An 18,023-nucleotide genomic window follows, 5' to 3' on the forward strand; every position below is an offset into this window, starting at 1 on the left:
CCGGCTGCTACATGCCCAGCATGACCGCCCCGGTGCTCGACCTTTCCGGCGTGACTAAACGCTATCCCGGCGCGGAGGGGCCGCTGCCGGTCCTTTCGTCCGTGTCGCTGTGTCTTGCAGCCGGCGAGACGCTGGCCCTGACCGGCGAGAGCGGCTCGGGCAAAAGCACGCTCCTCCACCTGGCCGGTGGCCTCGACGCGCCAGACGAGGGCCGCGTGACGCTGATGGGGCACGATCTTGCCGCGCTGAACGATGCCGGGCGGGCGAAGGTGCGCGGGCGTCACGCCGGGCTGATCTTCCAGCAGTTCAACCTCGTCCCGTCGCTGACCGTGGCCGCGAATGTCGCGATACAGGCGCGGCTTGCGGGGCGGCACGATCCCGCGCTGGACTCACGCCTGATCGACCGTCTCGGCCTGTCGGACCTGACCGCGCGATACCCCGAGCAGCTGTCCGGGGGACAGCAGCAGCGCGTTGCGATCGCCCGGGCGCTGGCCGCGCGACCCGATGTGATCCTCGCAGACGAGCCGACCGGCAACCTCGACGAGGCGACGGGGGACGCGGTGCTCGACCTCCTGCTCGATCTCGTGACGGAAACCGGCGCCGGCCTCCTGATGGTCACCCATTCCGAACGGCTTGCGGCGCGCCTGTCCCGGCGCCTTTCGCTGTCACGCGGGCGATTGGAGGCAAGCTGAACATGGTCGGAACCGCCGTTTCGAGCCTGTTTTCGCATTGGCGCCGCAATCCGCTCCAGCTTGCCATGCTGTGGCTCGGCCTTGCGCTGGCGACCGCGCTCTGGTCCGGCGTGCAGGCGATCAACGCGGAGGCACGGACAAGCTATGCCGAGGCCGCCGCCGCCCTCGGGCAGGACAGCCTGTCGCGTCTCGTGGCGCAGGATGGCGGGGCCGTTCCGATCAGGGACTACTTGGCGCTCCGGCGCGCGGGCTATCTCGTCTCGCCGGTCATCACGGGGGAAATCAGGGACGAGGCGGGGCGGCTCAGGATCATCGGGATCGACCCTCTTACCGCGCCCCAGGAGGCTGGGGCCCCGGGGCTTGGCGGCAATACCGACCTCGCTGCGTTCTTCACCGCGCCCGGCCTTCTCCTCATGACGGAGGCGACGGCGGAAGGCGCCTTGCCTGCCGTTCTCCCGCGAATCGTCATTGCCGAAGGCGTGCCGCCCGCCGCCGCGCTGACCGACATCGGCACCGCCTCCCGGCTTCTCGGTCAGGAGGAGCCGAGCTACCTGATCGTGGCGCCGGCGCAGCCCGCGGGCCTGCCGCCGCTGGCCGAGGCCACGTCCCTTCTCCTCGTCGCGCCGGAAACCTCCGGCGACGTCGCGCGACTGACCGACAGTTTCCACCTGAACCTCACGGCGTTCGGCCTGCTGTCCTTCGGCGTCGGTCTCTTCATCGTTCACGCCGCCATCGGTCTCGCGTTCGAGCAGCGCCGCGCGACGTTCCGGACGCTGCGCGCCCTCGGCCTGCCGCTTCGCAGCCTGATGATCGCGTTGGCGCTGGAGATGACCCTGATGGCGCTGATCGCGGGCGGGATCGGCATCGTCCTCGGCTATCTCGTCGCTGCGGCCCTCATGCCCGGCGTCGCGGCCACGCTGCGCGGCCTCTACGGCGCAGAGGTGGCGGGGGGTCTGTCCTTCGACCCGCAATGGGCCCTGTCGGCCATGGGCATCACGCTGCTCGGTGCCGGCGCGGCCGCCGCGCAGGCGATGATCCGGACCGGGCGCATGCCGCTTCTCGCACCAGCACAGCCCCGCGCCTGGGCGCAGGCGTCGGACAGGGCGATGCGGCGGCAGGGGTTGGCGGCGCTTGCGTTCTTCGGGGTGGCGGTGGTGATCGGCGGTCTCGGCGGCGGGCTTCTGGCGGGCTTCGCGCTTCTGGGCGCGCTTCTGCTCGGGGCCGCGCTGGCGCTTCCGGTCGTTCTGGCCTTCGCGCTCGGCATCTTCGCACGGGGCGCGCGCGGGCCCTTCGCCGAATGGCTCTTCGCCGATTCGCGCCAACAGTTGCCCGCGCTTTCGCTTGCGCTGATGGCGCTGCTGCTCGCGCTTGCCGCGAATGTCGGTGTCTCGACGATGGTGGGGTCCTTCCGGACGACCTTCACCGGCTGGCTGGATCAGCGCCTCGCCGCCGAGCTCTACGTTTCCACTGCCGATGAAGCCGAGGGATTGCGCCTGCAGCGTTTCCTCGACGACCGGGCCGATGCGGTCCTGCCCATCATCTCGGCGGAGACCCGGCTTTTCGATCTGCCGGCAGAGATCTTCGGCATCGTCGATCACGCGACCTACCGCGAGGCCTGGCCGCTACTGACATCCGCACCGGGCGCCTGGGATGCCGTCTTCGCGGGCGAGGCAGTGCTCGTGAACGAACAACTGGCGCGGCGTCAGGGCCTGTCGGCCGGCGATACCGTGCCGCTCGCCCCCGGTCTGAACCTGCCTGTCGCCGGGGTCTATTCCGACTACGGCAATCCCTCGGGGCAGGCGATCGTGGGGATGGACCTGTTCCGGACGACCTTCCCCGAAGCGCGCGCTGACGACTTCGCGATCCGCGTCGCACCCGAGGACGCGCCCGCGCTCGCCACGGCGCTGCGGGAGGAGTTCGGCCTGCCCGACACCGCCGTCCGCAACCAGGCGCAGATCAAGCGCTTCTCGCTGGAGGTCTTCGAGAACACGTTCCGCGTGACCGGCGCCCTGAACGTCCTGACGCTGGGCGTCGCGGCGCTGGCGCTTCTGACCAGCCTCCTGACGCTTTCGTCGCTGCGTCTGCCACAGGTGGCCCCGGTCTGGGCGCTTGGCGTGGCACGCGGACGGCTCGCCCGCGCGGAAGTGTGGCGGCTGCTTCTGCTATCCGCGCTGACCTTCCTGCTTGCGCTGCCGGTGGGTCTTGTCCTGGCCTGGGTCCTTCTGGCCGTCGTCAACGTCGAGGCGTTCGGCTGGCGGCTGCCGATGCAGGTCTTTCCGGCGGACTGGCTTCGCCTCCTGCTCCTTGCACTCCTGGCCGCCGGGCTGGCCGCCGCGCTGCCGGCCCTGAGACTGTCGCACATGGCTCCTGCACGGCTTCTGCAGGTCTTTTCCCAGGAACGCTGATGCGGATACTCGCCCTTCTCCTCGCCTTTCTCGCCGGACCCGCGCTGTCGCAGGGTTTCGCCGGGCTCGGCACGCAGGCGGAGGGCTTTGCGGTGCCCGCCCGCGATCCGGTCTTCGACTTTCCGGCCGATCACGGCGCGCATCCCGCCTACCGGATCGAGTGGTGGTATCTCACCGCGACGCTGACGGGCGAGGACGGGCAGGATTACGGCGTGCAGTGGACGTTGTTCCGCAGCGCCCTCGCCCCCCGCACCGCACCGGGATGGGAGGCGCCGCAGCTCTGGATGGGTCACGCCGGTCTGACCACCGCGACCCAGCATTTCAGCGCCGAGCGGCTGGGCCGTGGCGGCATCGGGCAGGCCGGCGTCACGGCCATGCCTTTCGAAGCCTGGATCGACGACTGGTCCATGCGGTCGACCGCGCGAACGGGCGAGGACGCGCTTTCGGCGCTGAGCCTGACCGCGCGGGGCGGCGAGTTTTCCTATGCGCTCGACCTGAACGCGACGGGGCCGCTCGTGTTTCATGGCGACGAGGGCTATTCCGTCAAGTCGGCGGAGGGGCAGGCAAGCTACTACTACTCGCAGCCCTTCTACGAGGTGACCGGCACCCTTTCGCTGCCCGGGGGCGAGGTGGCCGTCACCGGAAATGCCTGGCTCGACCGCGAATGGTCATCGCAACCCCTGTCCGAGTCGCAGGACGGCTGGGACTGGTTCTCGCTGCAATTCGCCGACGGCGCGCGAATGATGGGGTTCGGCCTGAGGGACCGCGCCGGCGGGGTCTTCACTTCGGCGACGTGGATCGCACCCGATGGAACCGAGACGGCCTATGGCGATGGCGCCTTGCGGCTGACACCGCTTGCCTTGACCGAGGTCGCGGGGCGGGACGTGCCGACGGAGTGGCAGGTCGAACTCCCCGCACGAGGCGTCGATATCGTGACGCGCCCCCTGAACCCCCGAAGCTGGATGAACACCTCCTTCGCCTACTGGGAGGGGCCGATCCGGTTCGAGGGGAGCCACGCCGGACGTGGCTACCTGGAGATGACGGGCTACGAGTAACCCGTCAGAGACCCGGATCGAACAGCGGGAACGTCACGCCCAGCGCCCAGCCCAGGATGATGCCGAGGCCGATCCCCATGGCGGCGACGGACCCCGTCCGCCGCCCGGTCCAGCCGCCCATCAGCCCGAAGCTGAGGTAGAACAGCAGGATCACCGGCAGAATGATCAGTAGAAAGAACAGCCGCTCGAAATCGAGCGCGACGGCAATGCCGAGCGAGGCGAGGAACAGGATCCGTGCCGCCCAGCGCCGCCAGAGCCGCGCCTGCCCCGCCTCCAGCAGCGTCGCGTCTGCCAGCATGGCGAGGATCGCGCCGGGCAGGATCGCGGCCATGAGCGGAACGCGGCCCGCGACCGGCACGAAACTGGCAACGTAGCGGTCCATCACGCCCCCGAAGGCGATGAGCCCGTATGCCGCGAGGCCCAGCCCCCAGGCCCAGCCCCGAGCCTTCGGCAACACACCGGCCCATGCCGCGACGGCCAGGACCAGCGCGCCATAGACCGCGAGGTGAAGCGCCAGGTAATCGGCGACGAGGACCGGAAGGAACCGTGTATCGAAGGGCGCGAGCACGAGCGGCGTCGCAAGCGCGGGCACCGCCGCCATGAGCCAGAAGCGTCTAGCCGACGCCGACGCGGGCGATGGCCCCTCGGGCAGGCGTGCGGCAAGCGCGCGCGCCAGCAGGACAACCCCGAATAGCGTGAGCAGGATCGCCGGACCGATTGCGGCGACGGGCCCCCCGGATGCCGGCCGCCCGAAACTCGCGTCGAGCCATGCGCGCGCCTCCCGCAGGCCGGTCGGTGAGTAGAGGACGCCGACATGCTCCACGAAGGGCGCGGCGACGGCACGGCGGGCAAAACCTTCGCCGGGCGTGCCGACCGTCTCGCCCTCAGCCACGCCGAAAGGCTCCATCACGCGGCGCGCCTCTTGCCGGAGCATGCCTTCGAGTGCGCCGTTCACGATCAGGAGATTCTGGGGCTGATCTTCGACAATGGCCTGGGAGAAAACGGAAATCGCGACAATCGCTTCGACACGGCTGTCGCGGAGGGCCTGCCGCACGATGATGTCTGACGCCATCGAATGACCCAGCAGCGCAACGCGCGGCGCGACCCCGGTGGCGGCCAGCGCGGCATCGGTCACGCGCCCTGTTTCCTCCATAAGAAGCCGGGTGGTCCCGTCGATCGAGGTCACGTCGCCCGACATCGGCACCGGATTGCGCCCATGCCCCTCGAAATCGAAGCTGGCCGTGACATAGCCCGCCTGCGCGAGCGTCAGCTGCCAGGCCGCCATCAGTTGGCGCGAACCTGCGAAACCATGGGCGATGACGACGAGCGGGCCGTCCGCATCCGGCCGCTGCATCAGCGTCACTGGCGTCTCGCCGGCACGGATCGTGGAGATCTCCAGCCCCGCACGCGGGCGTTCCAGCAGGAAGAGCCCCGCAAGGATGGCCACGAGCGCCGCGATTGCCACGATGACCGGTCTTTTCACCTTTGCCGTCCCTGCCCTTGCTTCCGCGACATCAGCTAGCCTGCCCCATGCGCCTGCCAAGTTCGACGGCGCTGGCCCTCGCCAAGCGCCCGTGCTTTATGCGCCGCAAACCGGCCGAGGCGCTCCGATGTTCACGATCACGCTCATTACCAATCCCGCGATGTATCTCGACCCCACGCTGGTCGGCAACCTCAGGAACGCGATGGGAGGCGGCGACGCGGCCTGGCTCGACCCCAGCCATGCCGCCGAGTTCGACGTCTCGAAGCTGCCGCGCAACCTGCCGCAGATCTGGGAAAGCCTGCAGGCCGAAGGCGTCGACATGGTGGCCCAGCCGGCCGGCAACCGGCGCCGCCGGATGCTGCTCGCCGACATGGACAGCACCATGATCGGGCAGGAATGCATCGACGAGCTGGCCGCCGAAGCCGGCGTTGGCAAGGCCGTCTCGGCGATCACGGCGCGAGCGATGAATGGCGAACTGGACTTCGAGGGTGCCCTGACCGAGCGCGTGGGCCTTTTGAAGGGCCTGCCCGAGGGCGTGATTGGCGAGGTCCTCGACCGCCGCATCACGGCGATGCCCGGGGGCGCGACACTGGTGGCGACGATGAAGAAGGCCGGGGCGCATACCGTCCTCGTTTCTGGCGGCTTCACGGCCTTCGCGGAAACTGTCGCCGAACGCCTCGGCTTCGACGAGTTCCGCGCCAATGTCCTCTTGGCCGAGAACGGCATCCTCACCGGTGATGTCGCAAGGCCGATCCTCGGGCGTGAGGCAAAGGTCGAGGCGCTGGAGGAGATCACGGCGCGGCTGGGCATCACGCCCGCCGACGTGCTGGCGATCGGCGACGGGGCGAACGACCTGGGCATGATCGGACGGGCGGGCACGGGCGTCGCCGTCCATGCCAAGCCGGTTGTGCAGGAAGCTGCGCCGCACCGGATCAACCACGGCGACCTGACCGCGCTTCTGTTCCTGCAGGGCTTTGCCCGCGACGAGTTCGTGAGCGCCTAGGCGGCGAGGACCCGCGCCTCGCGTCCCGTCACCTGCGGCCGCGCCAGCGGCGCCGAACGCATACCCTCCGCGAGCCGTGCAAAGCGCCGGGGAAGCGCCTTGCGGATCTCCTCCTCGTGGCGCTCGATGCTGGCAGCCGGGTGATAGCTCTCGGACCACAGACCGGCGGTCCGGATCAGCTCATGCGTTTCGAGCAGCACGTGCAGGTAGGTCACGCGGCCGGCCATCATGCGCGTCACGCCGGGAAGACCGACCAGATGCACGGCGGATACGAGGACCTCGGTTTGACCGAAGTGAAGTTCGGCCTGCCACCCGTCCACGAACATCCGATGCTGGGGCGAGACGCAGAAGGCCTCGCTGTTGCCCAGCGCGCCGACCTCGAAACGGACCGGCGCGTGGCAGGCATCGGCGCGCAACTCGGTCCGTCCGACCCAAAGCACCGGCTGCGGGCCGCGATCCAGCGTCTCCAGCCTGTCGCCCGGCTGCAGACATTCCACGGGCAGCCGGCCCCTTGCCGCATCGACCAGGACGCCGGGCGTAAGGCAGGGCGGGCCGAGGTTGCCAACAAGGAGCGGGCCCTGCGTCGAGACGAAGGTCGAGGACACGAAGGTCCCCGTCTGAAGCACCTGCCCGTCGGTCGGCGTGAACACCGAGCGACCGTCTGCAAGGTAGAAGGTGATGCCGGTATAGGTGACCGTCCCGCTTTTCAGGGTCACGGTGATCGTGTCGCCGGGATAGGACGATGTGATGTCCGATCCGTCGATCCGGTCGGTGTTGAAGCGGTCGAAGTCGCCGTCGTCGTTGTTGTCGCGGAGATCGAAGCGCTGGTGCACAAGCGTCGTGCCCACCGGCGGCGGGGAGAAGGCATCGATTACCCAGAACTGATCATTGTAGGTCGTCGGCATGAAACGCCCCGAACTCACGCAATTGCGCGCCCCTCCTGCGCGCAGAATTGGTCCTCATGCGGGAGCAATTGCGGAATTCCTGTGAAGAACGTCTAAGATCTTGCCTTTCGACCGGCCGCCTCAGGCGAGGCGCGGCTGAACCTCGACCAGGTCGGTGTGGCCGAAGACCTGGGTGTAGTCGAGGACCGAAAAGACGACGGGATCCACGCGCACGAGGATCGTCTCCACCGGTTCCGGCGGCTCGATCTCGCGGATCTGGGGGAAGCGGTCGAGCATCAGTTCCCCGACCCGCGCGATCTCGGCGGCGTCGGTCACGACGCGCGCGTGGCCTGCGAAGGACAGGCCCTCGATCTCGTCCCAGCTGTCGTAGGTGCGCGTCACGGTGCCGGAGACCCTTTCGTCGTGCAGGAGGTTCAGGGCCTTCTGCGAGCCCGCGACCGTCATGAAGTAAAGCCTCAGGTCGTCATGAACGAAGCTGACGACATTGGCCTGCGGAAAACCGTCCGGCCGCAGCGTGGCAATGGTCATGTCCTGCACTTCGTCGAGGATCGCGACGATCTGTGCGTGTGTATCCGCGTCCATGTTCCGACTCCCTCAGACCTCGGCCAGGCCGACGACATAGTTCCTGCCCATGGCTTTCGCGCAGGCCGGGCAGGTCGTGTAGTAGAAGTAGATGCGCCCCGGCACCTTGCCCCGGTCGCGGACGAGGGCCTCCATCTCGGTGCGCCACGACCCGACCTGACGGTAGGGGCCTTCGAAAACCTTGGTGATGAAGTCGCCTGTCATCGTCGTCATCTCCTCACCCTCGACGTCCCCCTTCACGGCAAAGAAATGCTCGGCTCTCCAGGGCGAGAGGTCATGGCTGAGGACCAGCGTATCGTCAGGATCGAAGCCGCAACTAGCCTCGATGCGCCCCAGCACACGGGCGAAAACCCGCGCCATGTCGAGCGGCATGTACATCGCCGAGCGCGTCTCGGCGCGCAGGAACGGTTTTTCCCGGAACCTGAGCACCAGCCCGTTCCAGCCTTCTGGATCGAACCGCGCACAGCAGCCCGTCGGCCGGTCGGAAAGATCCTGATGCGGCAATACGTTGATCTGCATGGGCGCCCTCCCCGTCGCCTGTGCGGAACAGAGTGAGTCTGCCACGCATCGGAGCGGCGCGCCTTGAGCAAGGTCAATGCGGGGCGGCGGACGAACCACCGCCCCGCAAGTGGCGTCACTCCGCCGGGATGGCCTTCCGGTCGTCCGAAATCGGATGCGCGAGCTTGTCGAGCATCTCCTTCGGACAGACCTGGACGAAGTTGCCGAGTTCCAGGTCCCAGTGCTGCAGGATCTCGGCGGCCTTCCGGCTGCCCGTTTCCCGCACATGGGCCTCGATCAGGCCGCGAAGCTGGCCTTCCCAATGGGCCACGGTCACCGGAACCGTCACCAGGGTCTCGAGGTTCATGTTGATCCGGGCCGTGCCGTCCGGGTCATGCAGATAGGCCATGCCGCCCGTCATGCCCGCGCCGAAGTTCGCGCCGATCCGGCCGAGGATCACCGCGACCCCGCCCGTCATGTACTCGCACCCGTTCGAGCCGCAGCCCTCGACCACGACCTTCGCGCCCGAGTTTCGCACGGCAAAGCGCTCGCCCGCCCGTCCCGCGGCGAAGAGATAGCCGTCGGTCGCACCGTAAAGCACGGTGTTGCCGATGATGACGTTCTCGTCCGCCTTCAGCGGGCTGACCTGCGGCGGCTTCACCACGATGATGCCGCCCGACAGACCCTTGCCGACATAGTCGTTGGCGTCGCCCGAGACCTCCAGCTTCAGCCCCGGCGCGGCGAAGGCGCCGAGCGACTGGCCGGCGGAGCCTTCCAGCTTCACCGTCAGGTGATCGGGCTGCAGCTGGTTGCGCATGCCAAAGGCCTGCACGATGTGGCTGGAGGTGCGCGTCCCGATGGTCCTGAGCGTGTTCTGCACCGCGTACGACAGCTGCATCTTCTCGCCGTCCTCGAGGAAGCGGTGCGCGTCCTTGACGATCTGGGCGTCGAGCGTATCGGGCACGACGTTCCGCGGCTTGTAGCGGTCGTAGACGATCCGGTCCGCGCCATCGACGGTGATGAGCATCGGGTTGAGGTCGAGATCGTCGAGATGCGCCGCACCCCGGCTGACCTGGGTCAGAAGATCGGCGCGGCCGATCACCTCGTCGAGCGACCGCGCCCCGATGGAGGCCAGAAGCTCCCGCACTTCCTGCGCGTAGAAGGTGATGAGGTTCACCACCTTGTCGGCCGTGCCCGTGAACTTCTGGCGCAGGCTCTCGTCCTGAGTGCAGACGCCGACGGGGCAGGTGTTGGACTGGCACTGGCGCACCATGATGCAGCCCATCGCGATCAGGGCGGCGGTGCCGATGCCGTATTCCTCGGCGCCCATCATCGCCGCCATGACGATGTCGCGGCCCGTGCGCAGCCCGCCATCGGTGCGCAGCGTCACGCGGTCACGCAGGTTGTTCATGGCGAGAACCTGGTGCGCCTCGGTCAGGCCCATCTCCCACGGCAGACCCGCATACTTGATCGACGTCGCGGGGCTGGCCCCGGTGCCGCCGTTGTGGCCCGAGATCAGGATGACGTCGGCCTTGGCCTTGGCCACGCCCGCCGCGATCGTGCCGACACCGGACGAGGCCACCAGCTTGACCGTCACCTTGGCACGCGGGTTGATCTGCTTGAGGTCGTAGATCAGCTGCGCGAGGTCCTCGATCGAGTAGATGTCGTGGTGCGGCGGCGGGCTGATGAGGGTCACGCCCTTGGTGGAGTGGCGCAGCCGCGCGATCAGGTCCGTCACCTTCATGCCGGGCAACTGGCCGCCCTCGCCGGGCTTGGCACCCTGCGCAACCTTGATCTCCAGTTCCTCGCAGTGGTTGAGGTATTCCGCCGTCACGCCGAAACGACCGCTCGCGACCTGCTTGATCTTGGCCGAGGGGTTGTCGCCGTTGGGCTCGGGCACGAAATGCGCCGGATCCTCGCCGCCTTCGCCCGAGTCGGACTTCGCGCCGATCCGGTTCATGGCGACGTTCAGCGTCTTGTGCGCCTCGGGCGACAGCGCGCCAAGCGACATGCCGGGCGTCACGAAACGCTTGCGGATCGACGTGATGCTTTCGACCTCTTCGATCGGCACCGGCTTGCCCAGCGGCTTGATGTCCAGAAGGTCGCGCAAGTGGATCGGTGGGTTCGACCGCATCTTGGCCGAATACTGCTTCCACAGCTCGTAGGAGGCCTTGTTGCAGGCCATCTGCAGCATGTGCATGGTCTGCGCTTCCCAGGCGTGCTTCTCGCCCGAGCGGCGCGCCTTGTAGAAACCGCCGATCGGCAGCACGTCCTGGCCGCGGATCCAGCCCTTGGCGTGGACCTCCTCGACCTTCTTCTGCAGGCCCGACACACCGATCCCGGAGATGCGGGAGATCATGCCGGGGAAGAACTCCGCCACCATGGCGCGGGACAGGCCCACCGCCTCGAAGTTGAGGCCGCCACGGTACGAGGAGATCACGGAAATCCCCATCTTGGACATGATCTTCAGCAGGCCCGCGTCGATGGCCGCGCGATAACGGGACATGACCTCGGTCAGGCTGCCCTCGATCAGGCCGCGTCCGATGCGGTCGGCGATGCTGTCCTGCGCGAGGTAGGCGTTGACGGTCGTCGCACCGCAGCCCACGAGTACCGCGAAGTAATGCGGGTCGATGCACTCGGCCGAGCGCACGTTGAGCGAGCAGAAGGTCCGCAGACCCTGGCGCGTCAGCCAGGAGTGGACCGCGCTGGTGGCGAGGATCATGGGCATCGGCACGCGATCTGCATTCTGCCCCTGGTCGGTCAGGATGAGGTGACCCGCGCCCGAACGCACGGCATCCTCGGCCTCACGGCGGATACGTTCCAGCCCGGCACGCAGCGCGCCCGCGGACCCGCCGGCGGGGAAGGTGCAGTCGATGATCACATGCTCGGCGTTGAAGTGCTTCACCATCTCTTCGAACTGCGCGTTGCCGACGAAGGGACTGTCGAGCACGAGGATCTCGGTCTGGCTCGAATCCTCGTCCAGCACGTTCTTGAGGTTGCCGAAGCGGGTCTTGAGGCTCATCACGCGGTATTCGCGCAGGCTGTCGATGGGCGGGTTCGTGACCTGGCTGAAGTTCTGCCGGAAATAGTGGCTGAGCGGGCGATACTGCGAGGACAGGACCGCGGCGGGCGTGTCGTCGCCCATGCTGACCACGACTTCCTTCCCGTCCTCGGCCATCGGCGCCAGGATCTGCTCCAACTCCTCGATGGAATAGCCCGCTGCAACCTGGCGGCGGCGCAGTTCGGACCCTTCGTAGAGCGCCTTCTCGGGCACCGTCTCGGTCTCGACGGCGAGATCGGTGATCTTGCCGACCCAGTCGCCGAACGGGCGCGAGGCGGCCAGCGCGTCCTTGATCTCGGTGTCGTGGAACAGCTGCTGCTCGGCCATGTCGACGGCGATCATCTGGCCGGGGCCCAGCGCGCCCTTCTCGACGACGTTCGCCTCGTCCACCGGCACCATGCCGGTTTCCGACCCCGCGATCATCAGGCCGTCGCCGGTGACGACGTAGCGCATGGGACGCAAACCGTTGCGGTCGAGCCCGGCACAGACCCAGCGGCCGTCCGTCATGGCAAGCGCTGCGGGACCGTCCCAGGGCTCCATCACCGAGTTGCAGTAGGAATACATGTCCTGCCACGCCTGCGGCAGCTCGGTCGCCGTCTGGCTCCAGGCCTCGGGGACAAGCATCGTCTTGGCCATCGGCGCGTTGCGTCCGGCGCGCACGAGAACCTCGAACACGGCATCGAGCGCGGCCGAGTCCGACGCGCCCTGTGCGATGATCGGCTTGATGTCCTCGGCCATGTCGCCGAAGTAGTTGGACGACAGCCGGATCTCGTGGCTCTTCATCCAGTTCACATTGCCCTTCAGCGTGTTGATCTCGCCGTTATGGGCGAGCATGCGGAAGGGCTGCGCCAGCCACCACTGCGGGAAGGTGTTGGTCGAATAGCGCTGATGATAGATCGCGAAGGCGCTCTCGAAACGCTCGTCCTTCAGGTCGGGATAGAACTCCGCCACCTGCTCGGCCAGCATCATGCCCTTGTAGATGATCGACCGGCAGGACAGCGAGCAGAGGTAAAGCTCCTTGATACCGGCGGCCTGCGCCGCCTTCTCGATCCGGCGACGGATGACGTAAAGTTCGCGCTCGAAAGTCTCCTCGTCGACGCCCTTGGAATTCGAGATGATGATCTGCTCGATCTCGGGCCGGGTCGCATTGGCCTTCTCGCCCAGGACGACGATGTTCACCGGAACGTGGCGCCAGCCGTAGATGTAGTAGCCCATCCGCAGGACTTCGCTCTCGACGATGGTCCTGCAGGTCTCCTGCGCGCCGAAGTCGGTGCGGGGCAGAAAGACCTGGCCCACCGCCATCCGCTCGTCCCTGCGCGGCTCGTGGCCGGTGCGGACGACCTGGTCGTAGAAGAAGGCCGGCGGGATCTGCACGTGGATGCCCGCACCGTCGCCCGTCTTGCCGTCGGCATCGACCGCGCCCCGGTGCCACACGGCCTTGAGCGCGTTGATACCCTTCTCCACGACCTTGCGCGACGGCTGGCCGTCGATCGACACGACAAGGCCCACCCCGCAGGAGGAATGCTCCTCCGCTTCGGAATACATGCCGTTTTCGGCCAGCCACTTGCGCTTGGCTTCTTCGGCGGCGGCCCAGGCTGCATCATACTTGGTCATGGCATGTCTCCCTCGAGATGGGGGTTTTTCGCTTCGTATTCCGCGCGGGTGGCCCGGCGGTGTCCGCCCGCCAGCGCGGCATAGGCCGGTGCGCGGTCGACGTAGATTTCCGAGATCAGCGGGAAGTCCCGCGCGGCCGGGAACAGACCCGGCGGAAACTCGTAATTCGCGGCGTCCCCGTCGGTGTTGCGCATCCACAGGTGGCTGCCGCAGCCGGCGCAGAACGCGCGCTCGGAGAACGGGGTCGCGGGATAGCGGGCGACCTCGCCCTCGACGGTCACGGCATCCGCCTCGGCGTCGAAGGTCCCGTAGATCATGCCGTTCCAGCGCTGGCACATGCTGCAATGGCAGACACCCACCGCCGCGACATAGCCGCCATCGACGCGGATGCGCACGACACCGCAAAGGCAGGCACCGTCGAGGCGCCCGGTCCGGCGATAGGCCTCGATCACTGGCTGACCCTCCAGACGGGCGCGGTTTCGACCGCACTCATCGTGTCGCCGCAATCGTAGAGAGGCTGCATCGTGAGAAAGCCCTGCTCACCCGGTTCGGCGAACTCCATCGGGCTGTAGTTGCCCTCGAAGGTCCCACCGTCGGGAAGCGTCACGGTCTCCAGCCCGCCGAAGAACAGCCGCCAGCCTTCGTGGACGAACTGGTTGCCCTGCGTGCGGCGAACGCCGTCGGCGGTGTCGTACTGATAGGAGAATTCGGTGACCTGGAGTTCCCGGCCATCGACCGCGACCGTCTCGCCGGTGAGGCGGTCGAACCCAGTGTAGTCGCGCCGGAACGTGCCGAGACCGCTCTCCTCCTGGATCGAGAAGACCATCGAATCGCTGCCCGTGGACAGAAGCTCGGACAGGCTGGCGGGGTCCTCTTCGGGTTCGATCAGCGTATCGGTCCCGCCGCTGCGCAGGTTCCAGGACCTGAGCCAGCGGAATTCGGCGTCGGTGAAGCTGAGATAGAAGGCGCCGTCCTGGTCCACCGAGGCACGCCAGTGCGTCCCCTCGGGATCGACCGAGCAGGTCCAGTGATGCGACACCATGCAAGAGCGCGACTGCACCGTGAGAAAGGCCTCGCACCCCTCGGGCACCTGGAACAGGCGGGGACCGTCCTGCGCCGATGCGGGCAGGGCGAGGCATGTCGCCGCGAAGCCGAGAGCGATGATACGGCACATGGTCATTCCGCCGCCACGCTCGTGCCCTGCGCCATGACCTTCTCGAGGATCGCCTCGGCCGCCTCGCGGCCATCGCGGATCGCCCAGACCACCAGGCTTGCGCCGCGCACGATATCGCCCACCGCGTAGACGCCCGGAAGCTGCGTCTCGTGGGTGCGGAAATCGGCCTTGATCGTGCCCCAGCGGGTCACCTCCAGCTCGGGGCAGTTCCAGAGCGCCGGCAGATCCTCGGGCTCGAAGCCCAGCGCCTTGATGACGAGGTCGGCCTCTTCGACATAATCGGCGCCCTCGATGATCTCCGGGCTCTGCCGCCCGGTCGCGTCCGGCGCGCCAAGCCGCATCTTCTGCACCATCACTCCGTCGACGGTATCGCCGGTGAAGCCCTTGGGCGCCGATAGCCAGACGAACTCGACGCCCTCTTCCTCGGCATTGGCGACCTCGCGCTGCGAGCCGGGCATGTTCGCGCGGTCGCGGCGATAGAGGCACTTCACGCTGACGGCACCCTGACGGACGGCGGTGCGGACGCAGTCCATCGCCGTGTCGCCGCCGCCGATGACGACGACGCGCTTGCCCTCGGCGTTCAGCTCGCCCGACGCGTATTCCGGCACCGCATCGCCGAAGCCGACGCGGTTCGAAGCCGTGAGGTAGTCGATCGCCCGGACGATCCCGCCCGCGCCCACGCCCGGGGCCTGCAGGTCGCGCGACTTGTAGACGCCGGTGGCGATCACGACGAAATCGTGCTTCTTGCGGATCTCGTCGAAGGTGATGTCCTCACCGACGTTGCAGTTCATCACGAAGGTGACGCCGCCCTCTTCCAGCTGCGCGTTGCGGCGCATGACCACGTCCTTCTCCAGCTTGAAGCCGGGAATGCCGTAGACCATCAGCCCGCCCGAGCGGTCATAACGGTCGTAGACGGTCACCTGCAGACCGGCGCGGCGCAGCATGTCTGCGGCGGCCAGTCCACCGGGACCGGCGCCGATGATGCCCACGGACTCGGTGCGTTCCGCGGCGGGGCGGATCGGCTGGACCCAGCCCTCCTCCCACGCGGTGTCGGTGATGTACTTCTCGACCGAGCCGATGGTGACCGTGCCGTGCCCCGACTGCTCAATCACGCAGTTGCCCTCGCAAAGGCGATCCTGCGGACAGATCCGGCCGCAGATCTCGGGGAAGGTGTTGGTCGCCTGGCTGAGTTCATAGGCCTCCTGCAGGCGGCCCTCCGCGGTCAGCTTCAGCCAGTCGGGGATGTTGTTATGGAGCGGGCAGTGACTCTGGCAGTAGGGAACGCCGCACTGGCTGCAGCGAGCGGCCTGCTCGGCCGCCTTCTCGCGCGCGTATTCGCCATAGATCTCGTCGAAATCGTCCGTCCGGTCCTCGGCCGAGCGCTTCTGGGGCATCTCCTTGCCGATCGTCACGAATTTCAACATGGGTTGCTTGGCCACGGATCTTCTCCCATTCTGTGGCGGCCCGTATACATAGGCGGCAGAAAGATAAAAAGACAGTAATGCTGACCTATATATCGAATCCTCACCCTTGCGCCCGACCCTCACCCCAACTTGGGTGCATAATTGGGTAACATATGGTACCTATTTCCAACAAAACCATTTGAAAGCTTGGGCTTGCAAGCTAGACGAGTTACCCAACCATGACGCTGTTCCACCTGCTTCTCGTCGCCCTGATCCAGGGCATCACCGAATTTCTGCCGGTCTCGTCCTCCGGCCACCTGATTCTCCTGCCGAATCTCACCGGCATGGAGGACCAAGGGCAGGTCATCGACGTGGCGGTCCATGTCGGCACTCTGGGCGCCGTGATCCTGTATTTCTGGCGCGACGTGAAACTGGGCCTCTCGGGCATTCCCCGGATGCTGACCGGCCGCATCGACACGCCGGGGTCGAAGCTCGCCTTCCTGCTTGCCATCGCGACGGTGCCGGTGATGGCCGTGGGGCTGATCCTCAACATGACCGGCCTCGACGACGCGATGCGGAGCGTCACGGTGATCGGCTGGACCATGCTGATCTTCGGCCTCGTCCTTTACTGGGCGGACCAGCGCGGGCCGCAGACCAAGCGCGACGGCGACTGGACCCTGCGGGACGCCATCGTGATGGGTCTCTGGCAGGCGGTGGCGCTGATCCCCGGCACCTCGCGCTCGGGCATCACGATCACGGCGGGTCGTATCCTGGGCTACGACCGTGAAGCCGCCGCGCGGCTTGCGATGCTCATGTCGATCCCGACGATCCTGGCGTCCGGCGTGCTTCTCGGCGCGGAGGTCGTTGCGACCGCCGATACCCAGGCCGCCCGCGACGGGGCGATCGCAGCCGCCATGGCCTTCGTGGCGGCGCTGGCGGCGCTCGCGCTCATGATGCGGCTGCTCAGGAGCGTGAGTTTCACGCCCTACGTGATCTACCGGGTGATCCTCGGCGTGATCCTGTTGTGGCTGGGCTACAGCGGCGCGCTCACGATTTCCTGAGTTGCTCGGCGCTTTGCTTGATCTCGGAATACTGGCCCGAGGGCCGGTATGGCCAGAGGTAGTCCTCCAGCACTGCTTCCATCGCGACGGGCTCGATCCCGATATCCGCGAACGTGCGGCATCCCTCGCCCACGACATTGTCGCGGCGCAGGTTGCGCACCTGGTCGCGCGTGAGAAGACCGTTGTGGAACAGGCCCAGCGTCACCGCCTGCACCGCGTCGAAGACGGCGCCCATGATCCCCGCGATCCAGAACGGGACGTTGAGGATCAGGCGGCGGCGGCGGATGACCCGCAACATCGTCTCCATCAGGTGACGGAACGTCCGTATCTCCGGGCCGCCAAGCTCGTAGACACCCGGTCCTGCCTCGCCCAGCACGCCCTTCACGGCCGCGCGCGCGACATCGTCGACATAGACCGGCTGAAACCGCGTGTTCGCGCCAACGACGGGAAGAAACGGACTCATCCGCGTCATCTGCGCGAAACGGTTGAAGAACTCGTCCTCGGGGCCGAACACGACAGAGGGGCGCAGGATGGTGGCGCGCGGGAAGGCCTCCAGCACGGCGGCCTCGCCAAGGCCCTTGGTCCGGGAATAGTCGCTGTCGCTGGTCTCGTCGGCATCGATTGCCGAGATGTGGACCAGCCGGCCCACCCCTTCCTCGGCGGAGATGCGCGCGATGCGTGCCGCACCTTCCGTCTGGACGGTCTCGAAGCGGTTCTTGCCGCGCTCCGACAGGATGCCGACGCAGTTCACGACGGCATCCGCGCCATGGATCGCGGCGCGCACCGAGGCGTCGTCACGGACGTTTGAAAAGACCGGCTCGACCTGGCCCACGACGCCGTAGGGCCGCACGAACAGCGCCTCGTTCGGGCGCCGCACCGCGACGCGGACACGCCAGCCCGCCTTGGCCATGCGGCGCGCGATGTAGCGTCCGACAAAGCCGGAGCCGCCAAAGATCGTGACGAGTTTCGCCATGCCCGATAACCTCCGGAGGATGCCTTGGCCGGGTGATAGGCGGCATGGACACCTGTCACAAGGTACAAATCGTCCTAGGGTTGAGGACGCGCGGAAAGGCCGCTGGCCCTCGCG

The 18,023-nt window shown here is 67.4% G+C and carries 14 protein-coding genes; 5 read left to right on the forward strand and 9 right to left on the reverse strand.

The annotated features are described in order from the left end of the window. Positions 1–20: 20 nt before the first annotated feature. Genes N8I71_RS05280 through N8I71_RS05290 form a run of 3 tightly spaced genes read left to right on the forward strand, consistent with a single transcriptional unit; the run spans position 21 to position 4,152 of the window. Positions 21–692, forward strand: coding sequence for an ABC transporter ATP-binding protein (locus N8I71_RS05280; RefSeq protein ID WP_262877236.1), 672 nt, complete (start codon positions 21–23; stop codon positions 690–692). 2 nt (positions 693–694) lie between these two features. Beyond that, on the forward strand, positions 695–3,097 hold the full coding sequence (locus tag N8I71_RS05285) for an FtsX-like permease family protein (RefSeq protein ID WP_262876898.1): 2,403 nt from the start codon (positions 695–697) through the stop codon (positions 3,095–3,097). Next, on the forward strand, positions 3,097–4,152 hold the full coding sequence (locus N8I71_RS05290; protein WP_262876899.1) for a lipocalin-like domain-containing protein: 1,056 nt from the start codon (positions 3,097–3,099) through the stop codon (positions 4,150–4,152). Before N8I71_RS05285 ends, N8I71_RS05290 begins: the two co-directional genes overlap by 1 nt. 4 nt (positions 4,153–4,156) lie before the next feature. Here the strand turns inward: N8I71_RS05290 and N8I71_RS05295 are convergent, their stop codons facing one another. Then, a complete protein-coding gene (locus tag N8I71_RS05295) occupies positions 4,157–5,635 on the reverse strand; it encodes an alpha/beta hydrolase (RefSeq protein WP_262876900.1) in 1,479 nt (492 codons plus the stop codon). 127 nt (positions 5,636–5,762) lie between these two features. Here N8I71_RS05295 and serB point away from each other — a divergent pair, with 127 nt between their 5' ends. Next, complete coding sequence (gene serB / locus N8I71_RS05300; protein WP_262876901.1) at positions 5,763–6,638, forward strand: phosphoserine phosphatase SerB; 876 nt, start codon at positions 5,763–5,765, stop codon at positions 6,636–6,638. On the opposite strand, the gene N8I71_RS05305 is transcribed toward serB, so the two are convergent. The 7 genes from N8I71_RS05305 to N8I71_RS05335 form a co-directional block, all read right to left on the reverse strand. Next, entirely contained in the window at positions 6,635–7,543 is a 909-nt protein-coding gene (locus N8I71_RS05305; RefSeq protein WP_262876902.1) for a Hint domain-containing protein, read from the reverse strand. The genes serB and N8I71_RS05305 overlap by 4 nt on opposite strands. A gap of 120 nt (positions 7,544–7,663) precedes the next feature. Then, entirely contained in the window at positions 7,664–8,125 is a 462-nt protein-coding gene (locus tag N8I71_RS05310; protein ID WP_262876903.1) for a pyridoxamine 5'-phosphate oxidase family protein, read from the reverse strand. Between the two features lie 12 nt (positions 8,126–8,137). After that, a complete protein-coding gene (locus tag N8I71_RS05315; RefSeq protein WP_262876904.1) occupies positions 8,138–8,644 on the reverse strand; it encodes a hydrolase in 507 nt (168 codons plus the stop codon). A gap of 115 nt (positions 8,645–8,759) precedes the next feature. Then, the gene (gene gltB / locus N8I71_RS05320) at positions 8,760–13,298 is read right to left on the reverse strand and encodes a glutamate synthase large subunit (protein WP_262876905.1); all 4,539 of its coding nucleotides are present in this window, start codon (positions 13,296–13,298) and stop codon (positions 8,760–8,762) included. Continuing rightward, positions 13,295–13,750: a GFA family protein gene (locus N8I71_RS05325; RefSeq protein ID WP_262876906.1), complete on the reverse strand. Its 456-nt coding sequence runs from the start codon at positions 13,748–13,750 to the stop codon at positions 13,295–13,297. Before N8I71_RS05325 ends, gltB begins: the two co-directional genes overlap by 4 nt. Then, on the reverse strand, positions 13,747–14,472 hold the full coding sequence (locus tag N8I71_RS05330; RefSeq protein ID WP_262876907.1) for a hypothetical protein: 726 nt from the start codon (positions 14,470–14,472) through the stop codon (positions 13,747–13,749). Before N8I71_RS05330 ends, N8I71_RS05325 begins: the two co-directional genes overlap by 4 nt. 2 nt (positions 14,473–14,474) lie before the next feature. Further along, positions 14,475–15,911, reverse strand: a complete 1,437-nt coding sequence (locus tag N8I71_RS05335) for an NAD(P)-dependent oxidoreductase (RefSeq protein ID WP_262876908.1) — start codon at positions 15,909–15,911, stop codon at positions 14,475–14,477. A 203-nt stretch (positions 15,912–16,114) separates the two neighbouring features. Between N8I71_RS05335 and N8I71_RS05340 the strand changes: the two genes are divergently transcribed. Beyond that, positions 16,115–16,936, forward strand: a complete 822-nt coding sequence (locus N8I71_RS05340; protein ID WP_262876909.1) for an undecaprenyl-diphosphate phosphatase — start codon at positions 16,115–16,117, stop codon at positions 16,934–16,936. Here the strand turns inward: N8I71_RS05340 and N8I71_RS05345 are convergent. Then, positions 16,923–17,909 (reverse strand): complex I NDUFA9 subunit family protein, encoded by a 987-nt coding sequence (locus N8I71_RS05345; protein ID WP_262876910.1) that lies wholly within the window; start codon positions 17,907–17,909, stop codon positions 16,923–16,925. The two genes, N8I71_RS05340 and N8I71_RS05345, sit on opposite strands and share 14 nt — an antisense overlap. Positions 17,910–18,023: the final 114 nt, after the last annotated feature.

This window comes from Roseicyclus sediminis (assembly GCF_025515305.1).
GTDB classification, from domain to species: Bacteria; Pseudomonadota; Alphaproteobacteria; order Rhodobacterales; family Rhodobacteraceae; genus Roseibacterium; species Roseibacterium sediminis.